The sequence below is a fragment of the Pseudomonas oryzihabitans genome, assembly GCF_001518815.1.
Lineage (GTDB): Bacteria > Pseudomonadota > Gammaproteobacteria > Pseudomonadales > Pseudomonadaceae > Chryseomonas > Chryseomonas oryzihabitans_E.
The window spans coordinates 4162815-4189766 of the sequence record NZ_CP013987.1 but is presented as its reverse complement, the minus strand read 5'-3'; the positions used below and the strand labels follow the sequence as shown (position 1 = coordinate 4189766).

Genomic DNA, 26952 nt, shown 5'->3' with positions numbered 1-26952 from the left:
GGGATATCCGCAGAGAAACGGGTGAAGGGCCCTCGATTATAGCCGCTCGGACGGCTTGGCTAACCTACCCGAGAGTGCCCGTAGTAGACTTTTCGCCCCCGCCGCACCCACCGGATCGCCCCGCTGATGCTCGAACAGTATGTGAAGAAGACCCTGCTCGCCCCCGTCTACGACGTGGCGATCGAAACGCCCCTGCAACCGGCGCGGGCGCTGTCCGAACGGCTGGGCTGCCAGGTGCTGCTCAAGCGCGAAGACCTGCAGCCGGTGTTTTCCTTCAAGATCCGTGGCGCCTACACCAAGCTGGCCAGCCTCTCGGCCAGCGAGAAGGCGCGCGGGGTGATCACCGCCAGCGCCGGCAACCACGCCCAGGGCCTGTCTCTGGCGGCCCGCGAGCTGGGCGTGCGGGCGATCATCGTCATGCCGCGCACCACGCCGGAGCTCAAGGTCATCGGCGTGCAGTCACGCGGCGGCGAGGTGGTGCTGCACGGCGACGCCTTTCCCGAGGCCCTGGCCGAGGCGCTGCGCCTGGCCGAGGAGCAGGGCTACACCTTCGTGCCGCCCTACGACGATCCCGACGTCATCGCCGGCCAGGGCACCGTGGCCATGGAGATCTTGCGCCAGCATCCCGGGCGCCTCGATGCCATCTTCGTTCCCGTGGGCGGTGGTGGTCTGATCGCCGGCATCGCCGCCTATGTGAAATACCTGCGCCCCGAGGTCAAGGTCATCGGCGTCGAGCCGGACGACTCCAACTGCCTGCAGCAGGCCATGGCCGCCGGCGAGCGGGTGGTCCTGCCACGCGTGGGGCTGTTCGCCGACGGCGTGGCCGTGGCCCAGATCGGCCACCATACCTTCGAGATCTGCCGGCGCTATGTGGACGAGGTCATCACCGTCAGCTCGGACGAGATCTGCGCGGCGATCAAGGACATCTACGACGATACCCGCTCCATCACCGAGCCCTCGGGTGCCCTGGGCGTGGCCGGGATCAAGAAGTACGCCGAGCGTGAAGGCAGTGGCGGCCAGGTGCTGGTGGCCATCGATTCCGGCGCCAACATCAACTTCGACCGCTTGCGCCATGTAGCCGAACGCGCCGAGCTAGGGGAGCAACGCGAAGCCATCATCGCCGTGACCATTCCCGAGCGTCCGGGGAGCTTTCGCGCCTTCTGCGAGGCGCTGGGCCGGCGGCAGATCACCGAATTCAACTACCGGTACCACACCGGCCAGGAAGCCCATATCTTCGTTGGCGTCCAGACCCATCCGCAGCGCGATCCGCGTGACGCCCTCATCCAGGGCCTGCGCGACCAGGGCTTCCCGGTGCTGGACCTGACCGACAACGAACTGGCCAAGCTGCATATCCGCCACACCGTGGGTGGCCATGCGGCACGGGTCGGTGAGGAGCAGGTGTTCCGCTTCGAATTCCCCGAGCGACCCCGGGCGCTGTTCGACTTCCTCGACCGCCTGGGCGGACGCTGGAACATCAGCATGTTCCACTACCGCAACCACGGCGCGGCGGATGGGCGAGTGTTCGCCGCGCTGGAAGCCAGTGACGCCGAGCGGGGCGAGCTGCTGGCGACCCTGGATGCCATCGGCTATCGCTACTGGGACGAGACCGAGAATCCGGCGTATCGGTTGTTCCTGGGCTGAGGTTGGGTGGCGTTGGGCTTCGCTGCGCTCAGCGCCAACCTACGGGTAGGGTGGATAACGGCGCGGCCTTATCCACCGTTGGTACCGGAGCCCGTCAGTAGAAAACGCTGCGGTTGAGTACGCCTGATCGCGGCCATGGGCCGCTCCTACAGATTCAGATGTCATTGTAGGAGCGGCCCATGGCCGCGATTAGCAAAACACTGGAGTTTTCATATGAGCGCCCGCATCGGCGGACCGCCATGGCCGCGATGAGCCCATAAGCCAACGCTGAACCAGACCGCCCCCTCTCCCTCGGGGAGAGGGCTGGGGTGAGGGAGGCCAAACACTGCTAGTCCCGCCCGTTGGGCTTCGCTGTGCTCAGCGCCAACCTACGGGGGCATCCGGGAGGGTGGATAACGGCGTAGCCTTATCCACCGTTGGTACCGGAGCCCGTCAGTGGAAAACGCTGCGCGGCTTTCCACGCTACGGTTGAGTACGCCTGATCGCGGCCATGGGCCGCTCCTACAGGTTCAAATGTCATTGTAGGAGCGGCCCATGGCCGCGATGAGCGAAATATCGGACTCCCGGAGCGGCCGCATCGGCGGATCGCCATGACCGCAATGAGCCCCCAAGTCCGCGCTGAACCAGAGCGCCCCTTCTTCCTCGGGGAGAGGGCTGGGGTGAAGGAGGCCAAACATCGATAGTCCCGCCCGTTGGGCTTCGCTGTGCTCAGCGCCAACCTACGAAGCCAGCTCTTCCACCCTGATATCCGTCAACCCATGCACCTCCGCCTGCCGCAGGATGGCCTCGGCGGGTGCATCGGCAGGCGGCAGGGCCAGGCTGTTCTCGGCGTCGGCGCGCAGGTGTTCCAGCACGGCGAGGGCCGCTTCATGGGGCGCGAGCGTCGCCTGCGGATGGCCGAGATCGAGCTGACGGGGTTCGCCGTCCTTGCGGTAGTGGACGCGAAAGTGGGGCATGGCGGCTGCCTCGGGGCGGGTTTCTAGACAGACTACCCCAGACGCGTCGCCGTTCCAGCCTACTTGAGAATCACCAGCTTGCCCTTGAGGGCGACACCGGCGATGAAGGCGCCGGCGTGGCATTCGTAGCGGCTGGGATCGCTCCACTCGTTCTTCTTGTAGTAGCTGGTGATGTCGGTGACGGCATTGGCACCGGCGGCCTTGGCCGCTTCCTGCAGGCGGATCAGCGCCGATTGCAGCACCCAGCGGCAGGCGACCTCGTCGGTCTTGTTGAAGGCGTTGGTCTTCTGGTTGGTGGTGATGCTGGAGTTGACCACCGTGGCCTTGCCCGGCACCGGGTTGCCGGCCAGGTAGAACTTGACGCTGCCATCCAGGCGCTTGGCGGCCAGGGCTTCCTGGACCACCTCGGCGAAGGGCAGCTGCAGGGTGGTGTCGCGGGCCTGGGCGGCGGTGGGGAGCAGGGCGGCCAGGCTCAGGGTGAGGGCAAGGGCGGGAGCGATGAGGCGCATGGTGACTTCCTTGTGGGGGTGAAGGTGACTGTTTAACCCAGAACGTCCGTCCCGTCAGCCTTGAGGCGGTGTTCTGCGATTTCGCGCAAGCCGAGGGCCGTTACTCCGCGTCGGCAGCGGGGGCCGGCAGCTGCAGTCGCCGGCGAATGTCGGCGTCGAGCAGCTGGACCCACTTGTTGTAGTTGCGATGGATGCGCTCGCCGTCGTAGTCGAGGCCGGCACTGTCGCGGTAGCGGATCTGGTAGCCCTTGGTGCTGTAGGGGATGTCGACCCAGGCCTGGTGGCGATCGCGCACCACGATGCTGGCGACCACCAGGCCGGGGCTCTCCTGACCCACCGTCCAGCCGCGGCGTTCGAGGGTATCGACGATGGTGCGGCGAACGTCGGCGGCGTTCTCCACCCGGTCGGCGGGGAAAACCTCCTGGGGCGTCACCAGGGGCGCGCGGGTGCAGGCCGCCAGGAACAGCAGAGCGGAGACGAGCAGCAGGCGACGCAACATGGGAATACCTCGGGAAATGGCCATCAGGACCAGCGGCGGAAGATCAGCGAGGTGTTGACCCCGCCAAAGGCGAAATTATTGTTCATCACATGATCGGTACGCAGGGTCCGCGGTCCGTCACGCAGATAGTCCAGCTCGCCGCACTGGGGGTCCAGGTCGTCGAGGTTGAGCGTCGGTACGAAACGCTCTTCGTTCATCATGGCGATGCTGAACCAGGACTCCAGGGCGCCACAGGCGCCGAGGGTATGGCCCAGGTAGCTCTTCTGCGAGCTGATGGGCATGCCGGAGCCGAACAGCGCCTGGGTGGCCCGGGTCTCGGCGATGTCGCCCTGTTCGGTGGCCGTGCCGTGGCCGTTGACGTAGCCGATGGCCTCCGGCGTCAGCCCGGCGTCTTCCAGGGCCAGCTCCATGGCGCGCTGCATGGTGGCCTGTTCCGGGCGGGTGGAGTGCTGGCCGTCGGCGTTGCTGCCGAAGCCAACGATCTCGGCGTGGATGTGCGCGCCGCGCGCCAGGGCGTGTTCCAGCTCTTCCAGCACCAGGATGCCGGCGCCTTCGCCGATCACCAGGCCGTCGCGTCCCTTGTCGTAGGGACGCGGCGAGGTGTGGGGGGCATCGTTGCGCAGGCTGGTGGCATAGAGGGTGTCGAAGACCATGGCCTCGCTGGGACAGAGTTCTTCGGCGCCGCCCGCCAGCATCAGCGGCAGGCGGCCGAACTTGATGGCTTCGTAGGCGTAGCCGATGCCCTGGCTGCCGCTGGTGCAGGCGCTGGAGGTGGGAATCAGCCGGCCCTTGAGGCCAAAGAACAGGCTCAGGTTGGCGGCGGCGGTGTGCGGCATCATGCGCACATAGGTGTTGGCATTGAGCCCCACGGCGGCGTCGCTGAGCAGCATGTTGGCCAGCGCCTTGATGTCGTCGGTGCTGCCGGTGGAGGAACCGCAGGCCACGCCCATGCGGCCATCGGCGATGCCGGGATCATTCAGCAGTCCGGCATCGGCCAGGGCGCGCTCGGCGGCGGCCACCGCCAGCTGGGAGACGCGGCCCATGCTGCGCAACTGCTTGCGCGTCCAGTGGCTGGGCACCTGGAAGTCGACGATGGGCCCGCCCAGGCGGGTATTCATCTCGGTATAGCGGTCCCAGGCGTCCATGCGGCGGATGCCGCTGTGGCCGGCCAGGAAGTGGTCGCGGATGGTCGGCCAGTCACTGCCCAGGGCGGTGACGCCGGCCATCCCGGTGATCACGACGCGACGACCGATCATCAGCACAGCCCTCCATTGACCGCCAGCACCTGGCGGGTGATGTAGCCGGCCTCGGGGGCGAGCAGGAAGGCCACCGCGTGGGCCACCTCCTCGGGGGTGCCCATGCGCCCGGCGGGGATCATCTCGAGAATCTTGTCTACCGGCACATGCTCGTCGAGGATCTCGGTGTCGATCAGCCCCGGGGCGACGCAGTTGACGGTGATCTTGCGCTTGGCCAGCTCCACCGCCAGGGCCTTGGCGGCGCCGATCAGCCCCGCCTTGGAGGCGCTGTAGTTGACCTGGCCGCGATTGCCGATCAGCCCGGAGACCGAGGTGATGCAGACGATACGCCCCGGCGCGCGGCGGCGGATCATCGGCATGACCACCGGGTGCAGGACATTGTAGAAGCCGTCGAGATTGGTGCGCAGGACCACGTCCCAGTCTTCCCCGGTCAGCGCCGGAAAGGCGCCGTCGCGGGTCAGGCCGGCGTTGCAGACCACACCATAGTAGCCGCCGTGGGCTTCGGTATCGGCCTCGAGGATGGCCGCGCAGGCGGCGCGGTCGCCGACGTCGAATTGCAGCACCCGGGCCGTGCGGCCCAGGGCCTCCACCTCGACGCGGACGGCCTCGGCTTCCTCGCGACGGCTGCGGCAGTGCAGCACCAGATCGTGCCCGGTCGCGGCCAGGCGCAGGGCGATGGCCCGGCCCAGGCCGCGGCTGGAACCGGTCACCAGGACCGGGGCGGGGGCAACGCTCATGGCGCGGGCTCCTGTAGATACAGATCCGCCTGGGGCGGACGATAGACGTTCAGGCGGGCGCTGGCCTGGCAGCCAGGGCCCTGCAGGTGGCAGTCGAAGATGGCCATGCCATCGTCGTTCTGCAGTGCCGGCTGGGCCTGGATGCGCAACTCACCGCCGGCGGGAAAAGCCGCCACGTCGCAGGCGAACTGGCGGGTGCCGAGCAGGAAACCCAGGGCCGGAGTCTCGCCGCGGCGGCGCGCCTGGCAGCCAGCGAAGGCGGCCACGCTCTGGGCCATCAGCTCCACGCCGATCCAGGCCGGCAGGGCGCCGTCGGCGTCGGTGAAGAGGCCGGGGCGCACCACCAGGCGGGTCTCGATGCCCTGGTCGTCGCAGACGAGGATCTCCTCGATCAGCAGCATGTCGCCGGCGTGGGGCACCAGCTCGGCGAGGGGCCAGGGGATCATGGCGTGGCTCCGAGGATGAGGCTGACGTTGCTGCCGCCAAAGGCGAAGCTGTTGCTCATGGCGTGGCGGCGGCCGTCCAGACGGCTGTCGGCGTGGGCCAGCGCCAGGCGTGGCAGGGCCGGATCGGCCTGGCCGTCCCAGCGCTGCGGCGGCAACTGGCCGGCCGGGTTGAGCTGCGGGTCCAGGGTCAACCAGGCGAAGGCGGCTTCCAGGGCGCCGGCGGCGCCGAGGGTATGACCGGTCAGCGGCTTGGTCGAGGAGCAGGGCACCCCGGCCGGGAATACCTCATGGGTGGCGTGGCTTTCCATGGCGTCGTTGTGTGGCGTGGCGGTGCCGTGCAGGTTGAGATAGCCGATGTCGCCCGGCTGCAGGCCGCTGGCACGCAGCGCCGCCTGCATGGCCTGGACGGCGCCCCGACCGCTGGGGTCGGGGGCGGAGATGTGGTGGGCATCGGAACTGGCGCCGCCGCCGAGCAGGGCGATGGGACCGGGCTCGCGGGTCAGCAGGAACAGCGCCGCGCCCTCGCCGATGTTGATGCCGCAGCGATTGACCGAGAAGGGATTGCACAGGCGTTCGCTGACCGCTTCCAGGGCAGCGAAGCCGTTCAGGGTCAGGCCGCAGAGGCTGTCGACGCCCCCGCAGAGCACGGCATCGCAATGTCCCTGGACCAGCAGCCGATGGGCGCTGAGCAGGGCGCGGGCGCTGCTGGTGCAGGCGGTGGACAGGCCGTAGCAGGGGCCGCTCAGGCCCAGGTAGCGGGCGAGGAAATCGGCCGGCGCGACCAGCTCCTGCTGGGCGTACTGATAGCCCTCGGGCAGTTGGCCGCTGCGCTGGTGCACGGCGATGCCCAGGCTGGCCTCGTGAATGCCGGAGGTGCTGGTGCCCAGCACCACGCCGATGCGCGCAGGACCGTGGCGCTCGATGGCCTGGCGCACCTGAGGCTCGATCTCGGTCAGGGCCGCCAGCAGGAGCTGGTTGTTGCGACTGAAGAAGGGTGCCCAGTCTGTAGGCCAGGCCGGCAGGGCGGCGCTGACGGTGCCCACCGGTGGCTGGCGCTCGGGGATCCAGCCCGGGGTGGGCTGCATGCCTGCCGTGTCGCCGGCGAACAGGCCGCGCGCCACCTCGGCCTGGCCCTGGCCCAGGGCGCAGAGCAGCCCCAGGGCATTCAGGTAGGCGCTCAAGGCGCGGACTCCGGCAGCAGGGTCAGGCGATAGCGCGACCCGTCCGGTGCCTGCAGCTCCAGGCGGTCGGCAGCGGGATAGCGCACCTGCCAGTCCTTGAGGCTGCGGCTGCCATCGGCGGCCTGTTGCCAGTCGCCTGCAGCATAGGCCTGCGGCAGTTGGTCGGCCGGGGTCAGGGCGAACAGCAGTACGCTGAAGAAGGTGCGCGCCCGGGGATTGGGCGGCAGCAGGCCGTCGGCGTGCCAGGCGCCGTCGAGCAGCCGCTGGCGCGCCTGGGGCACACCCAGCGGATCGAACAGCGAAAAGCGCAGGGCTTGGCCTTCCGGCTGGATGGCCAGCAGCAGGGCGTCGCTGCCCTCGGCGGTCTGGCGCTCCACCTGATAGACGAGCGTGTGCGCCAGCGGTGGCGGACTGCTGGGCAGTGGCGGTTGGCTGGCGCAGGCGGCGAGCAGTAGCAGGCAGGCCAGCGCGAAGACGAGAGGACGGGGCAGGGTCATGCAGGGTGGGCCGAATTCAGCTGGCAGAGCTCGACGAGCAGGCGCAGGCGCCGCTTGGGCTCCTTGACGAAGGGGTTGCGAAGGTCCCAGGCGTAGCCGGCGAGAATGGCGCAGATCATGCGGCGGATCTCGGGGTCGGCGTTCTCGAAATAGATGACGTCCTGGAAGCTGCCATCGTACCAGCCCTCCACATAGGCACGGAACGTATCGACGCCCGCCTTGAGCGGTCGGGCGAACTCGCCCTCCCAGTCCACCGCCTCGCCACGCAGCTGGCGATCCACCAGGGGCGCGGCCAGGCTGGCCGAGCGCAGGGCGATGGTGACGCCCGAGGAAAACACCGGATCGAGAAACTCGGCGGCGTTGCCCAGCAGGGCGAAGCCGGGGCCGTGCAGGCGCTTGACGTTGGCCGCATAGCCGCCCAACTCGCGCACCGGGGTGTCCCAGACTGCATTGTGCAGCACCCGGGCCAGGCTCGGGGTCTCGGCGACCCAGTCGCGCAGACAGGTGGCGAGATCGGGGGCGCGTCCGGCATAGCGCTCGGCGGCGGCCACCACCCCGAGCGAGGTGCGGCCGTCGCTGAAGGGGATGGTCCAGAACCAGACGTCGCGCCAGGTCGGGTGGGTGGTGATGAGGATGCGGTCGCGGTCGAAGCCGGGATCGTCGATGCGGTCCTCGACATGAGTGAAGAGGGCACGACGCGGAGGGAAGTCCGAAGGGGCTTCCAGGTCCAGCAGGCGCGGCAGCACCCGTCCGTAGCCACTGGCATCGAGCAGGAAGTCGGTGGTCAGCGCATAGGCCTGGCCGTCGTCGCCCAGCACCTCGATCCGGGTTCTTTCACCGTCTTCGCCCAGGGTCACGGCGGTCACCCGCTGGCCGTAGCGGATCGCCACGCCCTGGCGAGCGGCGTCGTCGGCGAGGATCTTGTCGAAGGGGCCGCGCTGGACCTGGAAGGTGCTGCGCCCGCCACTGTAGGTGTCGCGGAAGTCGAAGTCGGTGTAGCGCTCCCCCCAGGCGAAGGCCGCGCCGACCTTGGTCTGAAAACCGGCGGCCTCGACCGCCGGCAGCATCCCGGCTTCCTCGACGAAATCCAGGCTGTGGGAGAGCAGGCTCTCGCCGATGGAAAAGCGCGGGAAGTGCTGGGCTTCCAGCACCAGTACCGGATGGCCGCGACGCTTGAGCAGGGCGGCGACCACGGCGCCGGCCGGGCCGGCACCGATGACGACCAGGGGATGATGTTCAACCATGACGAAGGTCCTTTTCGTGGGAGACGGGGGGCGAGGCCCAAGGTGCCAGCAGAAAGCTGAACACCAGCCCCAGGCTGATGGCCAGGCCGAAGTTGGCGATGGCCGGGGTGCTGCTGAGCATCAGCAGACCGAACGACAGCCAGCTGCCGACGCCGGACAGCAGGCCGCCGAGCAGACTCACCGCCGCGCCGCCGATGGCCTCGTGCATGAGGATGGCGTAGTCCACGCCGATGGCGGTGATGAGCAGCAGGGCGAAGAGGCTGAACAGGGTCAGCGGCTGACCCAGCCAGCCCAGGCAGGCCAGGGCGGCCAGCGCCGCCAGCAGCGGCAGGCAGACGATGCGCAGCGCCGCGCGGCGACCGAAGGCCCAGAGCAGCAGGAGGAAGATGGCCGCCGAGGCCAGCAACTTGAGCTCCACCGCCAAGCGCTGGGTATGGAGGAACAGCCCGCGTAGTTCGCCGAGGCGATCCACCAGCTGCACGCCAGGCAAGCCCTCGGCCACCGTCTGCAGGACCTGGGCGTTGCCCAGCCCTTGCAGGCTGACCAGCCCGGCCGCGCCGCCGTCGGCCGTCTGGCCCAGCCAGAGCGGTCGCCAGGGTTCGCCCAGCGGGCCGGCCAGGGCCTGGTCGAGACTCAGGTCGGGTAGCTGATGCAGTTGCCTCAGTTCGGCGTCCAGCGCCTCGGCCGGGATGCCTACCGCCAGCAGGGGTTGCAGGCGCTCGCCCCAACCGGCCAGGGCCTGACGTAGTTCGGCCTGGGCCGCGGCGGGGGCGACCAGGCCGCTAAGGGCGCGATAGCCCTGCAGCTGGCCCTGACTGACCAGGCTGTCGAGCCGCTGGCCCAGGACTGTCTGGCGGCGTAGCACCTCATCGGCATCCGCCCCGCGCACCAAGAAGAACTGGCTGGTGGGTTGCAGCCCGGTAAGACGGGCGATGGTTTGGGCTTCGCGGGTCAGCGCCGGGTCCTGGCCAAGCCAGAGGCGCAGGTCGTTTTGCAGGTGCAACTGCCAGACGCCAGCGCCGCAAAAGGCCAGCAGCGCCAGGAGCAGCGGCAGGCTGCCGGTGCGCGCCAGCAGGCGCAGCCGCAGGTCGAGCAGGCGTTGCATCAGCCGCAGGGGAGCGGCGGGCGGCGCCAGGTCCAGGCGCTGCCACCAGGCCGGCAAGAGGCAGACGGTGGTGAGGTAGGCGCCGATCAGGCCGGCGGCGGAAAACGCCGCCACCTGGGTCAGCGCCGGAAAGGGCGTGCAGGCCAGCGCCAGGTAGCCCAGCAGATTGGTCGCCAGGCTCAGGGACAATCCCGGCAGGGTCTGGCGCAGGATGGCCGTGGCATCCCAGGAGCCACCCTTCCAGCTCTTGCTCAGGTAGTGCAGCGGGTAGTCGGCGGCCACCCCGGTCAGGCTGGCGCCGAGGATCAGGGTGAGGGCGTTGATCTGGCCGAACAGCAGCACGCAGGCGGCGCTGCCGGCCAGGAGGGCCACGCCCACCGCCAGCAGGCTGAGCAGCACCCGCCAGCGGCGGAACAGCCCCAGCAGCAGGGCCAGGGTGCCAAGGGTGGCCAGGCCGCCGATCAGCGACATCTCGCGACTGGCGGTGGCCTGGCCGGCGGCGGCGTATCTCAGGCCGCTGGCGGCGAGTAGCTGACCGCCATCCGCGACCACCTCAGGGCGGGCGGCCTCGATCAGGGCTTCCACCCGAGGCGGAGCGTCGAAGTCGAAGGCATCGGCGCGGGTACGGGCGCGGATCAGGGCCCAGGTCAGACCGTCGCCCTGGGTCAGCAGCAGGCCGCTGCCGGCGTCGAATTGCACCTTGCTGGCCGGGGTGAGCTGGCGCTGCACCAACAGGCCGAGGCCGAACCAGTCCTGCTCCAGGGGCAGGGCGCCGGCGCCGGCGAAGGGATCGAAGAGGGCCGCAGCGCGGGCCTGCAGATAGCTGTCGGGCGTCTTGAGCAGTTCGTCGCGCGCCGGCCCCGGTGTCAGCGCCAGGCGACTGGCCAGGAGTTGCTGGCGCAGGCCAGGCAGATCTGGCGTCAGCTGCCATTGCACCTTTTCGAACAGTGGCTCATGGGACCAGGCCTGGCCCAGGCGCTCGACCAGGGCAGCGACCCGCTCACGTTGGGGATGACCCACCAGCAGGAGCACCTCACGATTGAGCGGCTCGGCCATGCGCGCCTCGGCCTGCTGGGTAAGGGCGTCGCCGGCGCCCTGGGGCAAGAGCGCCAGCAGATCGGCGGCCACCGGCGGACCATGCCGCCACTGCCAGGCGCTGAGCGCCAGCAGGGTGAGCAATAACAGCAGGAAGGGGCGCTGCAGCCGGGTCACTGGAAGACCGCGCGCTGCTCGGCGCCCAGGGTGTCGCTGGGCTGGCCGTCCAGGGTGAGCAAGCTGCGGTCGCCCTGGGTCTCACGGATTTCCACCTGTTCGACCAGGGCGCCGCCCTGGATGAGGATGCCGTCGAACACCTGCTTGAGCAGTGCGCCGCGTGGGGTCAGGCGCAGCTGCCAGTGATTGGCGTCGCCTGTCAGGGCCAGCTCGAAGTCGCGTTCCAGGCCGCTGCGATCGCCGCCGAGCACGGCCAGGAACAGGGCGCTCTGGCGTGCGGCCAGGTCGCTGCCGGGCAAGGGCGTCCAGCCCGTCGGCGTCTGCTTGGCGATGGTGCCGGGGGTGATGCGATAGGTCTGTGCCAGGGGCTTTTCCAGCCGCCAGAGCAGGCCCAGGCCGCGGGCCAGGGTGAAGTGGCCGCTGCTGGTGAGCGGTTGCGGCAGGGCGCGCAGATAGCGCTGCTGGACGAAGCTGCCCTCGACCGCCGCGGGGCGCGCCAGCTGGGCGGCCAGGTCGTCGAGATCGAAGGCCTGGGCCAGGGGCGCGGCCAGGATGAATAGCAGAGCGATCAGCGTGCGCATGCCAGGGCCCTCTCCACGGCGTCGATGAAGACCTTGGGCGAGGCCAGCTGCATCTCGCGGCTGGCCATGTCCACGGCGACCTGCACGGTACTGGCGCGGGTCAGGCGCTCACCGGTGGCAGCGTCGCTGATCAGGTAGTTGAGCTTGAGGCGATGCTCCCACTCCACCAGATCGGCGCGGACGCGGACGCGTTGCTGGAACAGCAGCGGACGGATGTAGCGGATCTGCAGGTCGATCACCGGCCAGCCATAGCCGGAGTCGCGCATCTGCAGGTAGTTATGGTCGAGGCGGTCGAGCAGCGCGCAACGCGCCACCTCCAGGTACTTCACATAATGGCCGTGCCAGGCGATTTCCATCATGTCGACGTCGAAGAAGGGGATCTGCATCTCCACCTCGACCTGCAGGGCACCGGTCTTACGCATAGAGCCTCCAGTGGCGGGCGCGAATCAGGGTCAGGGTCTGGCGCAGTTCGGCTTCCAGGGCACGGTCTTCGATCAGCGGCGGGAAGGTCTCGCCCAGCGCGCGGTGCATGGCGGCCAGGGGCGCGGGCGGTTGCACGCCCTGCTCGCACCTGAGCCAGACGCCCTGCTGGGCGGCCAGCAGGGTAGCGGCGGCCACCTGCTCGGTGAGCTCCAGCACGCGCAGGGCGTCGCGGGCGGCGATGGTGCCCATGCTGACCTTGTCCTGGTTGTGGCATTCGGTGGAACGGGAGAAGACGCTGGCCGGCAGGGTGCCCTTGAGCGCCTCGGCGGTCCAGGCGCTGGCGCCGATCTGCACCGCCTTGAAGCCGTGGTTGAGCATGGCCCGCTCGGCCGGGGCGCCGGAGAGATTGCCCGGCAGGCCATGGTTGTAGCGCGCATCCACCAAGAGGGCGAGCTGGCGGTCGAGCAGGTCGGCGACGTTGGCCACCAGGGTCTTGAGACTGTCCATGGCGCAGGCGATATGGCCGCCATAGAAGTGGCCGCCATGCAGCACCCGCTCGTCTTCGGCGTCGATCAGCGGATTGTCGTTGGCGCTGTTGAGTTCGGTCTCGATGAACTGGCGCAGCCAGGGCAGGCTGTCGGCCAGCACGCCCAGGACATGTGGGGCGCAGCGCAGCGAATATCTGTCCTGCAGGCGGTGCAGGGGCGCGGCCGGCCCTTCGGCGGCGAGATCCGCGCGCAACCAGGCGGCCACCTGGCCCTGGCCCGGATGGGGCTTGGCGGCGAATAGGCGCTGGTCGAAGTGCTCCGGGTTGCCGGCCAGGGCCACCACGTTGAGCGCGGTGATGCGCGTCGCCAGGCGCAGCAGGTACTCGGCGCGGGAAAAGGCCAGGCAGGCCAGGCCGGTCATCACCGCGGTGCCGTTCATCAGCGCCAGAGCTTCCTTGGGCCTGAGCACCAGCGGCGTCCAGCCCAGCTCGGCATGGACGTCCGCTGCTTCCCGTATCTCATTGCGCCAGAGCACCTGGCGCTCGCCGCAGAGGGCGGCGGCCACATAGGACAGCGGGGTGAGATCACCACTGGCGCCCACCGAGCCCTCCTCGGGGATCAGCGGCAGAATGTCTTCGCGCAGGAAGGCGGTGAGGCGTTCGAGCAGCTCGACGCGCACCCCGGAGACGCCCTGGCACAGCGACTGCAGCCGCGCCGCCAGCACGGCGCGGGTCGCCGCCGCATCCAGATGGCGGCCCAGGCCGCAGCCGTGGAAGGTGTAGAGCTGACGCGGCAGCGCCTCGACCTGGGCCAGGGGTACGGCGACCACGCAGGAATCGCCGTAGCCGGTGGTGATGCCGTAGACCGAACCCTCGCGGGCCAGCAGCGAATCGACGAAGCGCGCGCCGCGGGCGATGCCGTCGCGGAAGGCGGCGTCGTCCTGCAATTCGGCCTGAGCCCGGCCCTCGGCCAGGGCGACCAGGTCTTCGATGGCGAAAGCCTGGCTACCAAAGCGAACACTAGCGTTCATCGCGACTCCAGAAGGGGTAGAAGTTGAACCACTGCCGCGGTGCCTTGAGGCAATGGGCGGCGAGGCGCTCGGCATAGGCCTGGGCCAGGCCCTGGATGCCGGCGGCACGCTCCTGGCGACGCCAGGCCGGGGCCGGGGCGAAATCTTCCAGGTAGAGGTGGTAGCCGTCGGCTTCGCGCAGGCAGAACAGCAGGTTGGTCGGGCAACGCAGCAGGTGCGCCAGCAGCCAGGGGCCCTGAGGGAAGGGCGCCGGGGCGCCGAGGAAGTCCACCTCGACGGTCCGGCCGCCATGCAGCGGCACCCGGTCGCCGGCGATGGCCAGCCATTCGCCGCGCTCCAGGCGCTCGCTGAGCTGCAGCATCACCGCCGGGTCCAGCTCGCTGACCTGGATCAGCCGCAGATCGCTGGCGCCGGCCTCTTCCAGCAGACGATTGAAGGCCTCGGCATGGCGGGTGTGCACCAGTACATTGAGGCGCACCCGCCGCCCCAGCTGGGCCAGGGCGCGACAGACTTCGAGGTTGCCCAGGTGGGCGGTGACCAGGATCTCGCCACGCGGCGCGTGCATGCGGCTGTGCACCTGATCCGGGTCGTGCAATCGCACCTGATCCAGGCCGAGGCGGCCGTTCCAGGCGTCGAGCTTGTCCAGCAGGGCTTCGGCGAAGGCCATGAACTGGGCATAGCCGCTGCGCCAGTCGGGCTTGAGCTCGGGACGGCCGCTCCAGGCGGCCAGGCGCTGCTGGTACTCGCGGATGCCGCGGCGGGCGCGGGCGCCGAACAGGAAGAAGTACAGCACGATCAGCCGCAACAGCGGAGCGATGGCGCGGCGGCCCAGGTGCCGCGCCAGCCAGGCGGTGAGGCGCATCAGCACGGGGCTGCCACGCTCGCGCTGCTGCGCCCAGTGGCCGCTCACGCGCGCACCCGGCGCCAGAGCAGACGCGGCGCGCGCAGCAGCATGCCGAAGAACAGCCGGGTGTGCATGCGCGAGATCAGCACGTTGTCCTGCCAGAGGCGAAAGTGCGAGCGGCCATCCAGCGGGTAGTGCACCCGGGTCGGACGCCAGCGCATGGGCTGGTCGCGCCAGGCCAGGCGCACCAGGATTTCCGGGTCGAAATCCATGCGCTTGCCCAGGCCGCCGGCGCGGATCACCGCCAGGGTCGGCGCCAGCGGGTAGACGCGAAAGCCGCACATGCTGTCGCGGATCGCCAGGGACAGGCTGTTGATCCACACCCAGACATGGGTGAGGTAGCGGGCATAGAGCCGGCCCTTGGGCACCGAGTCGTCGAACTGCGGATAGCCGCAGATCAGCGCCTCGGGATAGGCCTGGGCCTCGGCGAGAAAGGCGGCCACGTCGGCCAGGTCGTGCTGGCCGTCGGCATCCACCTGCAGGGCATGAGTGAAGCCCAGGCGCTGCGCCTCGGCGAGTCCGGCCATCACCGCGCCGCCCTTGCCCTGGTTGACCGGCAGCCGCAGCAGATGGACGTCGGCTTGGGTCGCCAGTTCGTCCATCACCTGGGCGCAGGCGGGGCTGGAGGCGTCGTCCACCAGCACGCAGGGCAGGGCGCGCTGGCGCAGCGCCTGGACCACCAGCGGCAGGGCGTGCTCATGGTCGAATACCGGGATCACCGCGCAGGCACGAAAACTCATGGCTGCGCCTCCTTGAGCAGGATGCGCCCGGAGGAGCAGGCCGCGGTGCCCTGGCGAAAGGCGAAGTGCAGCTTGCTGCGGGTGGCGTCGAAGTGGAAGGTCAGGGTTACCCGGTCGCCGGGGCGCAGCAGCTGCTGGAATTTCAGCACCTCCATCCCGGCGAAGTCCGCGGGTAGATTCAGGTGCTGACGGGCCAGGCGCTGCGCCCAGCCGACCTGCACCACCCCGGGCACCACCGGTGCCGTGGGGAAGTGACCGGAAAAGAACGCCAGGTCCGGGGCGACTTCCAGCTCCAGGCGCCAGCCGTCTTCGGTCCGCTCGACGCCGAGCGGTTCGATGTCCACCGGCCGTGGCTGGGCCAGCAGCCGCTCCACCTCGGCCTGGGCCAGCTTGCCCTGGGCGCTGTAGGGCAGCGCCAGCAGCAGGCGCCAGCGGCGCGGCAGGGCGATGGCCTCGCAGTGGCCGGCCAGGTATTCGCGCAACTCGGCCACCAGGGCGCGGCGACCGCCATTGCGCAACTGGTGCAGACCGCTTTCGCTCAGGGCGACCAGGGCGCCGAGCAGGGCGCGACCCTGTTGCACCACGCCCAGGCGGACGTCGGCGACGGCGGGATGGTCGAGCAGGCGCGCTTCCAGCGCTGGCAGAGCGATGCGCTTCTCTTCCAGTTTGACGATGCGATCCAGACGCCCGAGCAGCTCGAAGCGACCGTCTCCCAGCAGGCTCACACCGTCCATGGTCTGCTCGCGCACGCCCTGGGGCAGGTAGGGTGAGCTCAGCCAGAGGGCGCCGTCAGCGTCCTGGCCCAGGGTGAGGTCGGCGAAGGCCTGCCAGGGCTGCGGGCCCTGGCGCCAGGCGATGCCGCCGGTCTCGGAGCTGCCATAGACCTCGGTAGGGTACTGGCCGAAGCGCGCCTGGCAGGCCGTGGCCGCCGCCTCCGGCAGCACGCCGCCAGAGGAAAACACTCGCACCACCTGACCGAGGATGGCGTCATCGAGGTTCTCGCCCAGGCGCTTGAGTAGCGCCGGGCTGCTGATCCACACCGCACGGCGACCCTCGCGCAGCAGGGCGGCGGTCTCCCGCTGCAGCTCCTCGGTGAAGGGCAGCGCCTGGCGGGCGAAGGGGCGACCGCTGCAGAGCGGCCAGAGCACGCGGAACAGCAGGCCATAGATGTGTTGGGTGGAGACACTGCCGAGGATGGTCGCCTCGCCCAGGGACTCGCCCCAGAGGCGCTCCAGGGCGGCGACCTCGTTGGCCAGCTGGAACAATTGCTTGGCGATCAGCTTGGGCTCGCCGCTGGAGCCCGAGGTGCTCAGGGTCAGCAGCGGTGCCTGGAGGTCGAGCGGGGCGGGCGCCAGGGGCTCGGCGGCGGTCCAGCCGGCAAGATCGTCGAGCCAGGCGTCGAGCGTCGGTACCAGGCGCGCGCGGGTGGCGGGTTGGGCATCGGCCGGCAGGACGACCTCGATGCCGGCGCGCCAGGCGCCGAGCAGGGCGCAGGCCAGGTCCTCGGCATCGTCCAGGTACAGCGCCAGCCGCCTGAGGCCAGCGGACTGGAAGGCCGCCGCCAGGCTCAGGGCGCGCTGCTTTAGGGCCGCATCCAGCGGGCTCGCGGCGCCCAGCAGCTCGGCGAGAGGGGTGAACGTCATGGCAACCTCCGCACGCGCTGGCGGACCAGCCATTCACCGGCGAACAGCAGGCCCATCAGGCCATAGGCGATGACGCCGGTATAGAGCGTCCACCAGGCCAGCGGCGCCCAGAGCGCCAGGGCAGCGGCGGTGAGCGCATTGAACAGAAAGAACAGGCACCAGACCTGGGTCACCCGGCGGGTGTAGCGCACCGCACGGGGTGGCAGCTCGGGTTCGCGCAAGCGTGCCAGGCGCTCGATCAGCGGCTGGCCGCGCAGCAGGCTCAGGCCGAACACCGCCAGCAGGAAGAGGCTGAGCAGCACCGGATACCAGCGCAAGAGCACGGCGGCGTCGCTCAGGGCCAGCAGCAGGCAGAAGCCCAGAGCGACCAGGGCGGTGCCGCGCTGCAGGCCGTTGAGTTCGGGTTGCAGCAGGCGCAGGCCCCAGAGCACACCGAGACCGACCGCGAACAGCCGCGGCGACAGGTGCTGCAGGCCGAAGTACACGGCGAAGGGATAGGCCAGGCCGAGCAGGAGCAGCAGGGCAGCGGCGAGCAGGCCCAGCGGGGAGCGGGAAGGCAGGGCACTCATAGGCGGCGGATCAGGCGTCCGCCTGGCTGATGCGATAGACAGCCTCGACCACGTCGCCCACGGTACGCACCTGGCGGAATTGCTCGGCGGCGATCTTGTGGCCGGTCTGGCGGCGCAGGTGGTCGATCAGGTCGACGGCGTCGATGCTGTCGATCTCCAGGTCCTCGTAGAGGTTGGCCTCCAGGGTCACCCGCTCGGGCTCCAGCTCGAAGAGCTCGACCAGGGCGCTGCGCAGGGTCTCGAAGATGGCTTCACGGCTTTGCATGGCGATCTCCTCAGGCGGCGCGCTGGGCGGCCACGAAGGCCGCGAGGGCGTTGACGTTGGCGAAATGGGTGCGGGTGTCCTTGGCTTCGGCGTCGATGCGGATGCCGTAGCGCTTCTGGATCGCCAGGCCCAGCTCCAGGGCGTCCACCGAATCCAGGCCCAGGCCGTCGCCGAACAGGATCTGGTCGTCGCCGATATCGTCGACGGTGACGTCCTCGAGGCCGAGCGCCTCGATGATCAGGCTTTTGAGCTCAAGGTTGAGATCAGTCATGGTTGCCGGTTTCCTTCAGGTAGAGCTGGTGCAGCTGGTCGTTGAGTTCACGCGACGCCAGCGGCAGCGGCCGCCCGGCGAAGGTGGAGGGATCGATGTCGGCGCCGACGTCCAGCTGGAAGTCGAAGCGCCGGGAGGGGATGCGATACCAGGGCGTGGCCTTGGTCAGGGTGCTGGGCACCACGCGGATAGTGACCGGGGTGATGCAGCGGGCGCCGCGCAGGGCGATGGCCGCGGCGCCACGATGGAAGCGCGGCGGCTCGCCGGGGGTGGTGCGAGTGCCCTCGGGAAAGATGATCAGCGTCTGGCCCTCGCGCAGGGCGTCGGCGGCTTCGTCGAGCATCTCGGCGCTGCCGTTGTTGCTGATGTAGCCGGCCGCCTGGATCTGCCGCTTGAGGTAGGGGTTCTGCCAGAGCCCCTGCTTGACCACGCAATTGGCGTCGGGCACCAGGCCGATGAGCACCACCACGTCGATCAGCGAGGGGTGGTTGGCGATGATCAGCTGGCCCGGGCGGCCCAGGCGCTCGCGGCCCTGGATGCGCAGGTTCATCACCCGGGTCAGCACCATGAAGGCGACGAAGAAGCGGAACAGCCGGGCATTGGCCCGCCGCGCACGCTGACGCCGCTGCAGCGGATCGCCTGGCAGCACCAGCAGGATCGGCAGAATAAGCAAGCGGAAGACCAGGGCGCCGCAGCCGAACACCACGAAGTTGAGCCCCGTGGCCAGCAGCCGGTAGCCGTAGTCCAGCCGGCCAGTCATCAGCAGGTCTCCGCCTGCCAATGCCAGGCGCGCCCGGCATAGGCCAGGTGCCGATCACCGCGGGCTTCCAGCAGGCGCAGCAATTCCAGGGCATGCGGCCAGACGCTGGTCGCGGCGTCCGCCGGGGCCGGCTCGCCGCTCAGGCCATGGCTGCTGCCAGGAGTGAGCAGCAGGCCCACGGCATAGGGAAAGGGTACGTCGTCGATCTGGGGCGCATAGAGGGTAGGCGGCGCCTCTTCGGCGATCACCACCAGCACCCCGCTGGCGCCTTCGGCGAGCAGGGTGGAGGCTTCCAGCACGGCGTGTTCGAGACCATCGCGGCCTGTGGCCAGGGCATTCATCTCGCTGTGATCGCCACGCAGGATCGACCACTGGCCGATGATGGCGTTGTGTACCGAAAGGCTGAACTGGGTCGGGGAGAGCGGCTCGCCGCGGGCCAGCTCCTGGAGGATGGCCAGGGTGCGCGGGGTCTCGCCGTGGCGCGAGGCGAAGATCAGCGGCAGTGGCTCGCCATGGGCGTCGGCCAATGGCCAGGCCACCTGGAAGGTCATGCGTGCCAGGCGACTAAGACGGCGGCGCTGCATGGCCGGCAGGAAGCTGGCATCGGGTTGGCTGCCGTCGTCCGCCGGACACCAGGGCGCGGCGCACCACTGCCGCCAGGCATCCTGGTCGCCAAGACCAGGCGCCCAGGCGCGCCAATCGCTAATCTGGAAATGTATGTTCACGGCTGAATCTACCCCGGAGCCTACGTGCTTGCCGTTTCATCTATCCCTGATGAGCAGGGTATTGCAGCGTTCGGCGCGCATTATCCAAGCGGCTATTACCCTAGGCAAACATTTGCATGAACTTTGCGAAGGGGTAGCAGTCGCCCGCATTGAGCCGGGAACAGGCTAGCGCGGTAGGGAAGTTGGAGCCCCTTGCAAGGGCGTGAAACGCCGCTCCGTGCGACGAGCGGCAGTGAAAGCCGGGATTTGGCGGGGGTGGGTGAACGTAAAGGCGAATTCGTCGCTGACGGTTATCGCGATCAGGGCTCCAGGGGTCGCGCTAAGATCGTCCCCTTCACGACGGAGCGGTCGTCACGCCGCTGGCAGCGGCTGCAACTTCGAAAGACGGACGGCCACGGCCAGGGCTGCGAGCAACAGGGCGCCGATGAACAGGCCGACGCCGGTCCAGCCAGCCAGGTGCCAGCAGAAGCCACCCAGGGTGCCGGCCACGCTGGAGCCGGCGTAGTAGCTGAACAGATAGAGCGACGACGCCTGGCCACGCGCCTGGCGCGCGCGGCGGCCCACCCAGCTGCTGGCCACCGAATGGGCGCCAAAGAAGCCGAAGGTGAACAGCAGCATACCCGGCAGCACCAGCCACAGCGGGGTGAACAGGGTCAGCAGCAGACCACAGAGCTTGAGCACGATGGCGGCGGCGAACACCCGCCGCCGACCGAAGCGATCGGCCAGGCTGCCAAACTTGGCCGAGCTGTAGATCCCCGCCAGATAGACCAGCGACAGCACCCCGATCCAGGCCTGGCTCAGGTGATAGGGTTCGGCCAGCAGGCGATAGGCGATGTAGTTGAACAGGGTGACGAAGGCGCCCATCAGCAGGAAGGCTTCCAGGAACAGCCAGGGCAGGCCGGCATCGCGAAAGTGCAGGGCATAGCCGGCGAGCAGGCTGCGTGGCCGCAGGGGCCGCGGCTGGAAGCGCTTCGAGGCCGGTAGACTGCGCTTGAACAGCACCGCCGCCACCAGCGCCAGCACCCCCAGGGCGCCGAGGGCGATGCGCCAGGAGACGAAGTCCACCAGGACCCCGCTGATCACCCGACCCGACATCCCGCCCAGGGCGTTGCCGCTGATATAGAGGCCCATGGCATAGCCCAGGTGTTCGGGATGCACCTCCTCGGCCAGGTAGGTCATGGCCACCGCCGCCACTCCAGCCAGCGATAAGCCAACCAGGGCACGGGTCACCAGGATGCCGTCCCAGGTCGGCATCAGGGCGCTGAGCAGGGTGAAGGCCCCGGCGGCGAACAGCGCATAGACCATCACCGACTTACGGCCGATGGCATCGGAAATCGGCCCGGTCACCAGCAGGCCGCAGGCCATGAGGCCGGTGGCCAGGGACAGCGACAGACTGCTGGCGGCAGCAGTGAGGCCAAAGGCGAGGGAAAAGATGGGCATCAGCGGCTGCACGCAATAGAGCAGGGCGAAGGTGGCGAAGCCGCCGCAGAACAGGGCCAGGGCGGTGCGCAGGAATTGCGGCGTACCCTTTTCGATGAAGGCGTCCGACGCGTGCTGCGGCTCATTGGCGGCAGGGCGGGTTTCCAGCGCAGGGGCAGGGGGCGTGGCGGACGACCGGGACGTGTTCACAGGTACCTCAAGGCAAGTCTGACCTCATCACCCTAAGCTGGTCGCGGTCATATATCCAATATATTGTCTGTCTCGATTGATAGGTTTTGCGACTCAATGGAGACAGCATGGAATTGCGACACCTGAGGTACTTCGTAGCGGTGGCCGAAGAACTGCACTTTGGTCGTGCGGCCCAGCGCCTCAACCTCTCCCAGCCTCCGCTTAGCCAGCAGATCCAGGCCCTGGAAGCCGAGCTGGACACCCGCCTGCTGGAGCGCAATAACCGCCGCGTTGCCCTGACCGAGGCCGGCCGGCTGTTTCTCGACGAAGCCCGGCAGATACTCCTGGCCAGCGAACGGGCCGCCGAACGGGTCCGCCGCGCCGGGCGCGGTGAGACGGGGCAACTGCAGGTGGGCTTCAGCGCCTCTTCGCCCTTCGTCGCCACCATCCCCAAAACGCTGTTCGCCTATCGCCGCGCCTATCCGGAGGTGCGCCTGCAACTGCAGGAGATGAGCAGCCGCGAACAGATCGACGCCATGCTCGCCGGCAACCTGCAGATCGGCCTGATCCGCCCTATCGAATTGCCGGATTCCCTCGTGGCGGTCGAACTCTTTCGCGAACCCCTGGTGGTCGCCCTGAGACACGATCATCCCCTGGCCCAGCAGGGCAGCGGCCCGCTGCCCCTGGCCGCGCTCGCCGAAGAGCCCTTCGTCTACTTCCCGCGCAGCTTCGGCACCGGTCTCTACGATCAGCTACTGACCCTCGCCGCCCGCGCCGGCTTCACCCCGCGCATCGTCCAGGAGGCCAGCGAAGTCCTCATCATCCTCGGCCTGGTCGCCGCCGGCCTTGGCGTCACCGTGCTCCCCGCCACCTACCAGCGCACCCAGATGGAAGGGCTGGTGTATCGCGAGCTGGACGATCCCGAGGCGACCTCGGCGGTGTGGTTGCTCAGACGCCGGGATGAGGTATCGCCGCAGGCGGAGGCGTTTGTGGGGTTGCTACTGACTAGCTAGTTTTGGAAGGTGTTTGATTTTGCTGTTGAATTTCTAGTGGTGTTAACTCAAGTACCACTTCCTTTTCAAGGAAGTCTTTGAGGGGGGATCCTGTTTTATAAGGTACTTGGCTTGCAGGTACTACCTTAGACGCTGGCTCCACATGGGCACGTTGGTCATCAAAGAATATATGAGGTCTTAGGGCCTTAAGTACTTTGTCTTTGGGAAGACCGCCTAAGAAAAATGCTTGGTCTACATAGACGTTCCATTTTCTCAATGTCTTGATGACTCGTACGTGTGCAGGGCTGTTCCGAGCTGTGACTATCGACAGTTTTATGGGGGATTTATCAGATCCAATATTTGTGTGGATTGTCGAGAGAACCCTTATGAGCTTGGCGAAAGGTCCGTCTTTTAATTCAATATCTTCATTTGTTGTTTCGTTTCTCTGGAATTCGTCGATTCCGCTGGTTTTGTATATGTACTCTGAATCCTCAGAAAAAATCACCGCGTCGGCATCGAATGCGAATCGGATTTTTTCCTCGTCTGGTAGGTATCCACTAGGAGGATCATAAATTACTGCAGCAGCGCAATGCTCCATGTCAATAGCTGCCTGAACGTCTTCTTTATGTTTGGTTAATAGTAAGTCGACGTCAAATGCTTTGAGGAATGGAGCTAGAGATTCTCCGCCTGAAAAAGCAGAGCGAGTTATATCTAGGTTGTAGTGTTTTATGCTGTTGTGAATCCTTAGTCCAGTATCTGGGCTGTTTTTAGACATTATGATCACTTCAACTAAACGCTGCTCTTGAGAGTGTTTATTTAGCTTTAATAGGGCTTCTACCAAGTAGTAGGCGGCTCCCTTCTCTAGGATCAGGCTCTCATTTTCTAACTGAAACTTGCGGTAGTGTTCTATAGAGTTCGTCGTGAAAATTTCATTTTCTTTTTCCAGATTGAATAGTGCTCTCGAAGATACTCCTATAACTAGCGTTTTGCTGAAGTCAATGGCCATATTTTTGTTCCCTGGATTTTTCAAGCTCTAAGTGATGGTTTTCTTCAGTTTGTCTGTGAAGGTCGAGTTCGTCTTGAAGGTCATCACCAACCGATCAATCGCCCGCGTCATCGCCACATACAGCAACCGCGCCTCATCCGCTTCCGGCTCGCCCTGCTTGGGCATTTCGCCTAGTCCTGGAATCAGCACCAGGCCGAACTCCAGCCCCTTGCTGGAGTGCATGCTGATGATCTTCACGCTGTCTTCGGCGTCGTAGAGTTGGGCGCGGCCCTTGTTGCTGGCGCCGGAGCGATAGGGGATGGCGACCTTCTTGAGTTCGTATTCGGCCTGGTAGGCCTGGCTGGTGCTGCGATAGAGGATGGCCATGTCGCTGAGCTGGCGGCCGGCGGCCTGTTCGTCGCGGATGCGGGCGATGAGCAGGTCCCATTCCTCGCGGTCGCTGCCGCACTGGATGAGTTCGGGGAAGGGGCCACGGCGGCCGGCGCTTTCCGGGGCGATCAGGGGCACGCCGTCTTCGCTGGCATCGCGGCTGGTCAGCAGTTCGGTGGCGAAGGCGCGGGCGACGGAGAGGATCTCCACCGTGTTGCGGTAGTTGAGCTTGAGGATGGTGGTGCGGCCCTGGGCCTGGATGCCGACGCTGGCGAAGCTGAAGTCCAGCGCCTTCTTGCCGCCCTTGCCGCGGTAGATGGCCTGGGCGTCGTCATAGAGCACCAGCAGGGACTGGGTGCTGGGGTCGACCATCTGCACCACCAGCTGGAACCACTCGGGGGCGAAGTCATGGCCTTCGTCGATCAGCACGGCGCTGTACTGGCCGCGGGGGATCTGGCCGCGGTCGACGCCCTCGATGGTGCGCAGCACGTACTGCTCCATCTTGGCCGCTACCGCCAAGCGGTGGTCCGGCTTGTCCACCTGGTAGGCGGTGAGCATCTCGGCGCACCAGGCGTGGAAGTTCTGCACCACTACCCGTTCGCCCAGGCCCTTCTGCTCGATCACCTGGCGCAGTCGCCCGGCCAGGGACTTGTTGTAGCAGAGCACCAGGATGGGTTTGACCGAGACCTTGGCCAGGTGGGCGCAGCGATAGCCGAGGATCATGGTCTTGCCACTGCCAGCGGCGCCGTGGATGACGCGGTGGCCGTCGCCCAGGGAGCGCGCCAGCTGTTCCTGCTGCAGGTCCATGACCTTGATCAGGCTGGGCAGCGGCGCCTCGGCGGCGTCGAACAGGCCGAATTGGCCGGGCTGGCTGTTGACCCGCACCTCGGGGTAGAGGTGATAACGCACCCGGTCGATCTGCGGCAGGCTGAGGGCGCAGGGAAAGACGTGGGGGAACATGTCCCAGAGGCGTTGCTGAAAGGCTTCGGGGTCGGCGGACTCGGTCATTTCGTCCTGGAAGAGCACGCGCTGGGGATCGAGGACGTCGGCCAGGTCGGTCTGCTCGAACTGGCGGCGGGTGATGCCGGTGAGCACCACGCCCCAGCCCCAGGGCATGATCAGCTGGCCCGGATGGGGCGAGCCGGCGCTCTGGCGTAGCAGCGGGTCCTTTTTCAGCAGCAGGTCGACTTCGAGGATGTAGGAGCGGGCTTGCAGCAGGGGATTGGCGACGGTCTTGAGGCCGTCCTGGGTGTGCAAGCGCACCTTGCCCGGGGTGACGGATTCCAGGGTGGCGAGCTTCCAGTCCTTAACCTCCAGCACCAGGATGCCGCGACGCGGATGAAGTACGACGAAATCCGGGTAGCGCGCCTTGGGGCCGACCGGGACGTTGCTCCAGCAGAGGTAGTCGTCTTCGAGCAGTTTTTCCAGGCGTTCGGCGAAGCGACGTTCACCGGGGGTATCGAACTGGCACTGGCTGCGAGCGGGGAAGAAGCGGGCCATCGGTCATCCATCCGTGGTGTGAGGCAGGGCGGATAAACCGTGATCTGTCGCACAAAAGTCCTTTCGTCATACGTTAGTCAGGCAGGTGCGGCGGGTAAAGCGCGAGACGGGTGTTGCCGGGCGATTGGCCGAGTTGGCCGACCGATGGTGGCTGGCAGGTGGCCGGTATTGGGCTGTCTTGGGGGTATAGCGGTATGTCGAGGTTTGGTTTGCCCTCACCCCGGCCCTCTCCCTGAGGGAGAGGGGGCGTTTGGGGCAGGTTCGTTGCTTTGGGGGTGTTGGGCTTCGACGGTGGAGCTGTCTCAGCCCAACCTACGGCGATGGACTGCCCTCACCCCGGCCCTCTCCCCGAGGGAGAGGGGACGTTTGGGTGAGGTGCGTTGCGTTGGGGTGTTGGGCTTCGACGGTAGAGCTTTCTCAGCCCAACCTGCGGGTGTCGTAGGTTGGGCTGAGCGCAGCGAAGCCCAACAGGACCCAGGCCCGCTCAGTAGTAGCTGCGCATCACCGCGATCCCTGCCTCCAGCACGTCCTGCCATTCCTGGCGCAGCGCTGGAGAGAATTCGGCATCGTGCTGGGCCAGGGTGGCGAGCAGGCAGTCGACCCAGAGTTCGTAGAGTTCGGGGCCTATGTCCAGCCGTGCCCGGCAATGGCTTTCGCCGAGCTGGCGCAGTTTGGTGGTGGGCATGCCGCGGGCCACCAGAACCAGGTTCATGATGCCGTGGCGCAACAGCAGCTTCTGCGCGGCCATGTCGGTATGGACGAACTTCTCCCTTACCCGAGGCGAGCTGGCCAGGAAGCGCCGATAGAAATCATCGAAGAAGGCGGGGCTGGCGCAGCAGCGTCCGTAGCTCAGCATCACGTTCTGGGCCGGCAGCATGCGAATTCCTGGGCGGACACGAAACGACGCAGCTTGCCTCGGCCACTGCCAGGACCACTTGACCCGGATCAAGGGCCTGCAGCGATTGGTCGCGAACACTGAAACATTTTGAACCAAGTCACGCGGCGACTTCTCTACCTTAAGCGCAGCGGTAGACCAGGAACCCCTACTCCAGAGCGGCTGGCCCCGCCGATGCGCGTCCCTTATCCCTCTGGAGACCTCCAATGAGTCAGACACCCCTGCTAATCGGCTTCGTCATCATGTCGCTCGCCTCCCTGGCGATCTATGCCAAGGGCGCGCACCGTGGTCCGCTACGCGGCCACACCCTGATCCACGCCGCCGTGCCCTTCATCGCCGCTACGGCCTATCTGGCCATGTACCTGGGGGTTGGCAATCTGATCAAGCCGGATGGCAGCGTGACCTATGTCGCCCGCTACCTGGACTGGACCTTCACCACGCCACTGCTGCTGGCCGGGGTGGTGAGCTCGGCCTTTCTCGGCGCGCGTGAGCAAGAGGGACAAGGCGGCTTCGTGGCCTCCATCGTCACCCTGGACGTGGTGATGATCGTGACGGGCCTGGTGGCCTCCCTGGCGCCCTACGGCACCATCAAGTGGGTGTTCTTCGCCTGGTCCTGCGCGGCCTTTGTCGGGGTGCTCTATCTGCTGTGGAAACCGCTGGCGACCCTAGCCGGGCAACATGCCGCGATCGGCGCGGCCTATCGCAAGAACACCGGCTTTCTGACCGTGCTCTGGCTGATCTATCCGGTGGTCTTCGCCATTGGCCCGGAGGGTGTGTGGATGGTGAGCGATGCGGCGACCATCTGGATCATCCTGGTGCTCGACGTGCTGGCCAAGGTGGTCTATGCCTTCACCTCCGAGCGCAATCTGCGTGCGGCCCTGGCGCGGACCGGCGTCTAAG

At 67.5% G+C, this 26952-nt stretch carries 28 protein-coding genes; 3 read left to right on the top strand and 25 right to left on the bottom strand.

The window, feature by feature from the left end:
* Positions 1-126 precede the first annotated feature (126 nt).
* Entirely contained in the window at positions 127-1641 is a 1515-nt protein-coding gene (ilvA, locus tag APT59_RS19095; RefSeq protein WP_156428974.1) for a threonine ammonia-lyase, biosynthetic, read from the top strand.
* A 719-nt stretch (positions 1642-2360) separates the two neighbouring features.
* Here the strand turns inward: ilvA and APT59_RS19090 are convergent.
* From APT59_RS19090 to APT59_RS18985, 22 genes are all read right to left on the bottom strand, one after another.
* On the bottom strand, positions 2361-2597 hold the full coding sequence (locus APT59_RS19090) for a hypothetical protein (protein ID WP_059316307.1): 237 nt from the start codon (positions 2595-2597) through the stop codon (positions 2361-2363).
* Between the two features lie 59 nt (positions 2598-2656).
* Positions 2657-3106, bottom strand: a complete 450-nt coding sequence (locus APT59_RS19085; protein ID WP_059316306.1) for a hypothetical protein — start codon at positions 3104-3106, stop codon at positions 2657-2659.
* A 100-nt stretch (positions 3107-3206) separates the two neighbouring features.
* Positions 3207-3605 carry a hypothetical protein gene (locus APT59_RS19080; RefSeq protein ID WP_059316305.1) on the bottom strand — a complete coding sequence of 133 codons (399 nt, stop codon included), beginning with the start codon at positions 3603-3605 and terminating at the stop codon, positions 3207-3209.
* A gap of 23 nt (positions 3606-3628) precedes the next feature.
* Positions 3629-4861 (bottom strand): beta-ketoacyl-ACP synthase, encoded by a 1233-nt coding sequence (locus tag APT59_RS19075; RefSeq protein ID WP_059316304.1) that lies wholly within the window; start codon positions 4859-4861, stop codon positions 3629-3631.
* Positions 4861-5598, bottom strand: coding sequence for a 3-oxoacyl-ACP reductase FabG (gene fabG, locus APT59_RS19070; RefSeq protein ID WP_059316303.1), 738 nt, complete (start codon positions 5596-5598; stop codon positions 4861-4863). Before fabG ends, APT59_RS19075 begins: the two co-directional genes overlap by 1 nt.
* Positions 5595-6044, bottom strand: a complete 450-nt coding sequence (locus APT59_RS19065; RefSeq protein WP_059316302.1) for a hotdog family protein — start codon at positions 6042-6044, stop codon at positions 5595-5597. Before APT59_RS19065 ends, fabG begins: the two co-directional genes overlap by 4 nt.
* On the bottom strand, positions 6041-7225 hold the full coding sequence (locus APT59_RS19060; RefSeq protein ID WP_059316301.1) for a beta-ketoacyl-[acyl-carrier-protein] synthase family protein: 1185 nt from the start codon (positions 7223-7225) through the stop codon (positions 6041-6043). Before APT59_RS19060 ends, APT59_RS19065 begins: the two co-directional genes overlap by 4 nt.
* Positions 7222-7722, bottom strand: a complete 501-nt coding sequence (locus tag APT59_RS19055) for a hypothetical protein (RefSeq protein ID WP_059316300.1) — start codon at positions 7720-7722, stop codon at positions 7222-7224. Before APT59_RS19055 ends, APT59_RS19060 begins: the two co-directional genes overlap by 4 nt.
* Positions 7719-8966, bottom strand: coding sequence for an NAD(P)/FAD-dependent oxidoreductase (locus APT59_RS19050; protein WP_059316299.1), 1248 nt, complete (start codon positions 8964-8966; stop codon positions 7719-7721). The genes APT59_RS19055 and APT59_RS19050 overlap by 4 nt, the downstream gene beginning before the upstream one ends.
* Positions 8959-11283, bottom strand: coding sequence for an MMPL family transporter (locus APT59_RS19045; RefSeq protein WP_059316298.1), 2325 nt, complete (start codon positions 11281-11283; stop codon positions 8959-8961). The genes APT59_RS19050 and APT59_RS19045 overlap by 8 nt, the downstream gene beginning before the upstream one ends.
* Complete coding sequence (locus APT59_RS19040) at positions 11280-11864, bottom strand: outer membrane lipoprotein carrier protein LolA (protein WP_059316297.1); 585 nt, start codon at positions 11862-11864, stop codon at positions 11280-11282. Before APT59_RS19040 ends, APT59_RS19045 begins: the two co-directional genes overlap by 4 nt.
* Entirely contained in the window at positions 11852-12286 is a 435-nt protein-coding gene (locus APT59_RS19035) for an acyl-CoA thioesterase (protein WP_059316296.1), read from the bottom strand. Before APT59_RS19035 ends, APT59_RS19040 begins: the two co-directional genes overlap by 13 nt.
* Positions 12279-13805, bottom strand: a complete 1527-nt coding sequence (locus APT59_RS19030; RefSeq protein ID WP_059316295.1) for an HAL/PAL/TAL family ammonia-lyase — start codon at positions 13803-13805, stop codon at positions 12279-12281. The genes APT59_RS19035 and APT59_RS19030 overlap by 8 nt, the downstream gene beginning before the upstream one ends.
* Positions 13795-14667, bottom strand: coding sequence for a glycosyl transferase (locus tag APT59_RS19025; RefSeq protein ID WP_237140625.1), 873 nt, complete (start codon positions 14665-14667; stop codon positions 13795-13797). Before APT59_RS19025 ends, APT59_RS19030 begins: the two co-directional genes overlap by 11 nt.
* A 44-nt stretch (positions 14668-14711) precedes the next feature.
* Positions 14712-15449, bottom strand: coding sequence for a glycosyltransferase family 2 protein (locus tag APT59_RS19020; protein ID WP_059316293.1), 738 nt, complete (start codon positions 15447-15449; stop codon positions 14712-14714).
* Positions 15446-17092 (bottom strand): AMP-binding protein, encoded by a 1647-nt coding sequence (locus APT59_RS19015; RefSeq protein WP_059316292.1) that lies wholly within the window; start codon positions 17090-17092, stop codon positions 15446-15448. Before APT59_RS19015 ends, APT59_RS19020 begins: the two co-directional genes overlap by 4 nt.
* Positions 17089-17661, bottom strand: coding sequence for a hypothetical protein (locus APT59_RS19010; RefSeq protein ID WP_059316291.1), 573 nt, complete (start codon positions 17659-17661; stop codon positions 17089-17091). Before APT59_RS19010 ends, APT59_RS19015 begins: the two co-directional genes overlap by 4 nt.
* 10 nt (positions 17662-17671) lie before the next feature.
* Entirely contained in the window at positions 17672-17926 is a 255-nt protein-coding gene (locus APT59_RS19005; protein ID WP_017642723.1) for an acyl carrier protein, read from the bottom strand.
* A 10-nt stretch (positions 17927-17936) separates the two neighbouring features.
* Positions 17937-18197, bottom strand: coding sequence for a phosphopantetheine-binding protein (locus tag APT59_RS19000; protein WP_017642722.1), 261 nt, complete (start codon positions 18195-18197; stop codon positions 17937-17939).
* Positions 18190-18957, bottom strand: coding sequence for a lysophospholipid acyltransferase family protein (locus APT59_RS18995; RefSeq protein WP_017642721.1), 768 nt, complete (start codon positions 18955-18957; stop codon positions 18190-18192). The genes APT59_RS19000 and APT59_RS18995 overlap by 8 nt, the downstream gene beginning before the upstream one ends.
* Complete coding sequence (locus APT59_RS18990; protein ID WP_059316290.1) at positions 18957-19682, bottom strand: beta-ketoacyl synthase chain length factor; 726 nt, start codon at positions 19680-19682, stop codon at positions 18957-18959. Before APT59_RS18990 ends, APT59_RS18995 begins: the two co-directional genes overlap by 1 nt.
* Before the next feature lie 351 nt (positions 19683-20033).
* The gene (locus tag APT59_RS18985; RefSeq protein WP_059316289.1) at positions 20034-21311 is read right to left on the bottom strand and encodes an MFS transporter; all 1278 of its coding nucleotides are present in this window, start codon (positions 21309-21311) and stop codon (positions 20034-20036) included.
* Between the two features lie 107 nt (positions 21312-21418).
* Between APT59_RS18985 and APT59_RS18980 the strand changes: the two genes are divergently transcribed.
* Complete coding sequence (locus APT59_RS18980) at positions 21419-22303, top strand: LysR substrate-binding domain-containing protein (protein WP_059316288.1); 885 nt, start codon at positions 21419-21421, stop codon at positions 22301-22303.
* On the opposite strand, the gene APT59_RS22300 is transcribed toward APT59_RS18980, so the two are convergent.
* The 3 genes from APT59_RS22300 to APT59_RS18970 all read right to left on the bottom strand — a co-directional run bounded on the left by APT59_RS22300 (position 22296) and on the right by APT59_RS18970 (position 26034).
* Positions 22296-23288, bottom strand: a complete 993-nt coding sequence (locus APT59_RS22300) for a 5'-nucleotidase (RefSeq protein WP_082696392.1) — start codon at positions 23286-23288, stop codon at positions 22296-22298. The genes APT59_RS18980 and APT59_RS22300 overlap by 8 nt on opposite strands.
* A 27-nt stretch (positions 23289-23315) precedes the next feature.
* A complete protein-coding gene (locus tag APT59_RS18975; protein WP_059316287.1) occupies positions 23316-25157 on the bottom strand; it encodes a 3'-5' exonuclease in 1842 nt (613 codons plus the stop codon).
* A 484-nt stretch (positions 25158-25641) separates the two neighbouring features.
* Positions 25642-26034, bottom strand: coding sequence for a globin domain-containing protein (locus APT59_RS18970; protein ID WP_059316286.1), 393 nt, complete (start codon positions 26032-26034; stop codon positions 25642-25644).
* Positions 26035-26258: 224 nt separating this feature from the next.
* On the opposite strand from APT59_RS18970, the gene APT59_RS18965 reads away from it, so the two are divergent.
* On the top strand, positions 26259-26951 hold the full coding sequence (locus APT59_RS18965) for a bacteriorhodopsin (protein WP_059316285.1): 693 nt from the start codon (positions 26259-26261) through the stop codon (positions 26949-26951).
* The last annotated feature ends 1 nt before the right edge of the window (position 26952 follow it).

What these genes read in the sequence shown, in the direction of transcription:
- APT59_RS19090 (WP_059316307.1), bottom strand. Translation starts at nt 2,597, where the DNA reads ATGCCCCACTTTCGCGTCCACTACCGCAAGGACGGCGAACCCCGTCAG.
- APT59_RS18980 (WP_059316288.1), top strand. Translation starts at nt 21,419, where the DNA reads ATGGAATTGCGACACCTGAGGTACTTCGTAGCGGTGGCCGAAGAACTG.
- APT59_RS18995 (WP_017642721.1), bottom strand. Translation starts at nt 18,957, where the DNA reads ATGACTGGCCGGCTGGACTACGGCTACCGGCTGCTGGCCACGGGGCTC.
- APT59_RS18965 (WP_059316285.1), top strand. Translation starts at nt 26,259, where the DNA reads ATGAGTCAGACACCCCTGCTAATCGGCTTCGTCATCATGTCGCTCGCC.
- APT59_RS19020 (WP_059316293.1), bottom strand. Translation starts at nt 15,449, where the DNA reads ATGAGTTTTCGTGCCTGCGCGGTGATCCCGGTATTCGACCATGAGCAC.
- fabG (WP_059316303.1), bottom strand. Translation starts at nt 5,598, where the DNA reads ATGAGCGTTGCCCCCGCCCCGGTCCTGGTGACCGGTTCCAGCCGCGGC.
- APT59_RS19005 (WP_017642723.1), bottom strand. Translation starts at nt 17,926, where the DNA reads ATGCAAAGCCGTGAAGCCATCTTCGAGACCCTGCGCAGCGCCCTGGTC.
- APT59_RS19080 (WP_059316305.1), bottom strand. Translation starts at nt 3,605, where the DNA reads ATGTTGCGTCGCCTGCTGCTCGTCTCCGCTCTGCTGTTCCTGGCGGCC.
- APT59_RS18970 (WP_059316286.1), bottom strand. Translation starts at nt 26,034, where the DNA reads ATGCTGCCGGCCCAGAACGTGATGCTGAGCTACGGACGCTGCTGCGCC.
- APT59_RS19015 (WP_059316292.1), bottom strand. Translation starts at nt 17,092, where the DNA reads ATGACGTTCACCCCTCTCGCCGAGCTGCTGGGCGCCGCGAGCCCGCTG.
- APT59_RS19000 (WP_017642722.1), bottom strand. Translation starts at nt 18,197, where the DNA reads ATGACTGATCTCAACCTTGAGCTCAAAAGCCTGATCATCGAGGCGCTC.
- APT59_RS19055 (WP_059316300.1), bottom strand. Translation starts at nt 7,722, where the DNA reads ATGACCCTGCCCCGTCCTCTCGTCTTCGCGCTGGCCTGCCTGCTACTG.
- APT59_RS19010 (WP_059316291.1), bottom strand. Translation starts at nt 17,661, where the DNA reads ATGAGTGCCCTGCCTTCCCGCTCCCCGCTGGGCCTGCTCGCCGCTGCC.
- APT59_RS19040 (WP_059316297.1), bottom strand. Translation starts at nt 11,864, where the DNA reads ATGCGCACGCTGATCGCTCTGCTATTCATCCTGGCCGCGCCCCTGGCC.
- APT59_RS19035 (WP_059316296.1), bottom strand. Translation starts at nt 12,286, where the DNA reads ATGCGTAAGACCGGTGCCCTGCAGGTCGAGGTGGAGATGCAGATCCCC.
- APT59_RS22300 (WP_082696392.1), bottom strand. Translation starts at nt 23,288, where the DNA reads ATGGCCATTGACTTCAGCAAAACGCTAGTTATAGGAGTATCTTCGAGA.
- ilvA (WP_156428974.1), top strand. Translation starts at nt 127, where the DNA reads ATGCTCGAACAGTATGTGAAGAAGACCCTGCTCGCCCCCGTCTACGAC.
- APT59_RS19050 (WP_059316299.1), bottom strand. Translation starts at nt 8,966, where the DNA reads ATGGTTGAACATCATCCCCTGGTCGTCATCGGTGCCGGCCCGGCCGGC.
- APT59_RS18975 (WP_059316287.1), bottom strand. Translation starts at nt 25,157, where the DNA reads ATGGCCCGCTTCTTCCCCGCTCGCAGCCAGTGCCAGTTCGATACCCCC.
- APT59_RS19030 (WP_059316295.1), bottom strand. Translation starts at nt 13,805, where the DNA reads ATGAACGCTAGTGTTCGCTTTGGTAGCCAGGCTTTCGCCATCGAAGAC.
- APT59_RS19085 (WP_059316306.1), bottom strand. Translation starts at nt 3,106, where the DNA reads ATGCGCCTCATCGCTCCCGCCCTTGCCCTCACCCTGAGCCTGGCCGCC.
- APT59_RS19075 (WP_059316304.1), bottom strand. Translation starts at nt 4,861, where the DNA reads ATGATCGGTCGTCGCGTCGTGATCACCGGGATGGCCGGCGTCACCGCC.
- APT59_RS19065 (WP_059316302.1), bottom strand. Translation starts at nt 6,044, where the DNA reads ATGATCCCCTGGCCCCTCGCCGAGCTGGTGCCCCACGCCGGCGACATG.
- APT59_RS19025 (WP_237140625.1), bottom strand. Translation starts at nt 14,667, where the DNA reads ATGCGCCTCACCGCCTGGCTGGCGCGGCACCTGGGCCGCCGCGCCATC.